The sequence below is a fragment of the Sulfurovum sp. genome, from assembly GCF_041562805.1.
In the GTDB taxonomy this organism is placed as follows: Bacteria; Campylobacterota; Campylobacteria; order Campylobacterales; family Sulfurovaceae; genus Sulfurovum.
The window spans coordinates 1-1,760 of record NZ_JBFFOH010000278.1 but is presented as its reverse complement, the minus strand read 5'-3'; the positions used below and the strand labels follow the sequence as shown (position 1 = coordinate 1,760).

1 protein-coding gene is annotated in these 1,760 nt (G+C 41.5%); it reads left to right on the top strand.

The window, feature by feature from the left end; translation table 11 throughout:
* Window positions 1–46 precede the first annotated feature (46 nt).
* Window positions 47–1,477 (top strand): type I glutamate--ammonia ligase, encoded by a 1,431-nt coding sequence (gene glnA, locus ABYK33_RS15740; RefSeq protein WP_373034264.1) that lies wholly within the window; start codon window positions 47–49, stop codon window positions 1,475–1,477.
* Window positions 1,478–1,760 lie beyond the last annotated feature (283 nt).

Sequence of the window (1,760 nt, the reverse complement as noted above, 5' to 3'; positions counted from 1 at the left end):
AATTCGTTATACTACTAGCAATCAATATTTAATCAGGAGATTACACATGGGAAAATTCGTTAACAGCACGGAAGAGTTCTTTGCATATTGTGAAGAGAATGATGTTCAGTTCGTAGATTTAAGATTTACAGACATTAAAGGGGCATGGCATCATGTTACTTACCGTATGAGCGCTGTAAATGTTGGTATTATAGAGGCTGGTTTTCCATTTGACGGTTCTTCTGTAGATGCATGGCAGCCGATCAACAAATCAGATATGCTTTTAAAAGCAGATATTGGAACAGCATTTTTGGACCCGTTCACTGCTGACCCGACCATTATCGTCTTCTGTGATGTTTACGATATCTACAAAAATCAGGCATATGAGAGATGTCCACGTTCAATTGCCAAAGCGGCACTGAAGCATGCGGACTCTTTAGGTATCGCTGATGCTGCATACTTTGGCCCTGAAAACGAATTCTTTGTTTTTGATGATGTGAAATTCACAGACGATATCCATGAAGCCGGTTACAGAGTTGACACTGAAGAGGGTGGCTGGAATTCAGGTACAACTTACCCAGACATGTACAACACAGGTCACCGTCCAGGAACTAAGGGGGGTTACTTCCCGGGGGCACCAACGGATTCAGCTGTTGATCTAAGAGCTGAGATGATGCTGGTTCTTGAACAAGTAGGTCTTGAAGTCGTTCTTGGTCACCATGAAGTTGCTCAAGGTCAACACGAAATCGGTATTGTTTTCTCTGACATCATTGGTGCAGCAGACAACGTTCAAAAATACAAATATGTTGTAAAAATGATTGCACACCTTAATGGCAAAACAGCGACTTTCATGCCTAAACCACTTTATGGTGATAATGGAAATGGTATGCACGTTCACCAGTCTCTATGGAAAGACGGTAAAAACCTTTTCTATAAAGAAGGCAACTATGCGAACGTCTCTGAGATGGGTCTTAACTATGTCGGCGGTATCTTTAAACACGCAAGAGCTGTTGCTGCGTTTACGAACCCGACAACAAACTCATACAAAAGATTACTTCCAGGTTTTGAAGCGCCAAGTGTATTGACTTACTCTTCTCAAAACCGTTCAGCATCTTGCCGTATCCCTTATGGTGCCGGTGAGAAAGCTACTCGTGTTGAGATGCGTTTTCCGGATTCAACAGCTTGTCCTTACCTTGCGTTTGCTGTAATGATGATGGCAGGACTTGACGGTATCCAAAGCAAAGTAGTTCCAATAGGCCCAATGGATGAAGATCTATTTGAACTTACTCTTGATGAGATCCGTGAAAAGGGTATTCCTCAGATGCCACATACACTTCGTGGTGCATTAGAGGCTCTAATTCGTGACAATGACTTCTTGAAGCCGGTATTTACTGATGAGTTTCTTAATTCTTACCAGGCCTATAGATTCGAAAGAGATGTCTTCCCTGACGAAGGTCGTCCAACTGCTTACGAGTTTAAAACTACCTACCAGTGCTAATCCCTTGATGCCTTCGGGCATCATTTTCGCACTCCTTCTTTTTCCTGCATATTTTCTTTTCAAAATGCCCAATATCAGGCATACTTTATCCATTCCGTGTTATAACATTGCATAATATAATAGGTATTTCATATCTCTTTAGAATCAGGAATTATACACAGTGACAAAAGATAAAACCAAAGAACTGCTTAACACTGTTATAGACCTTAGCAGTAAAGCGCACCCTGATGTTCACCAAAAAGTCTTACTTCTCTCCAAACAGTACATGCAGGACATGCGTTTT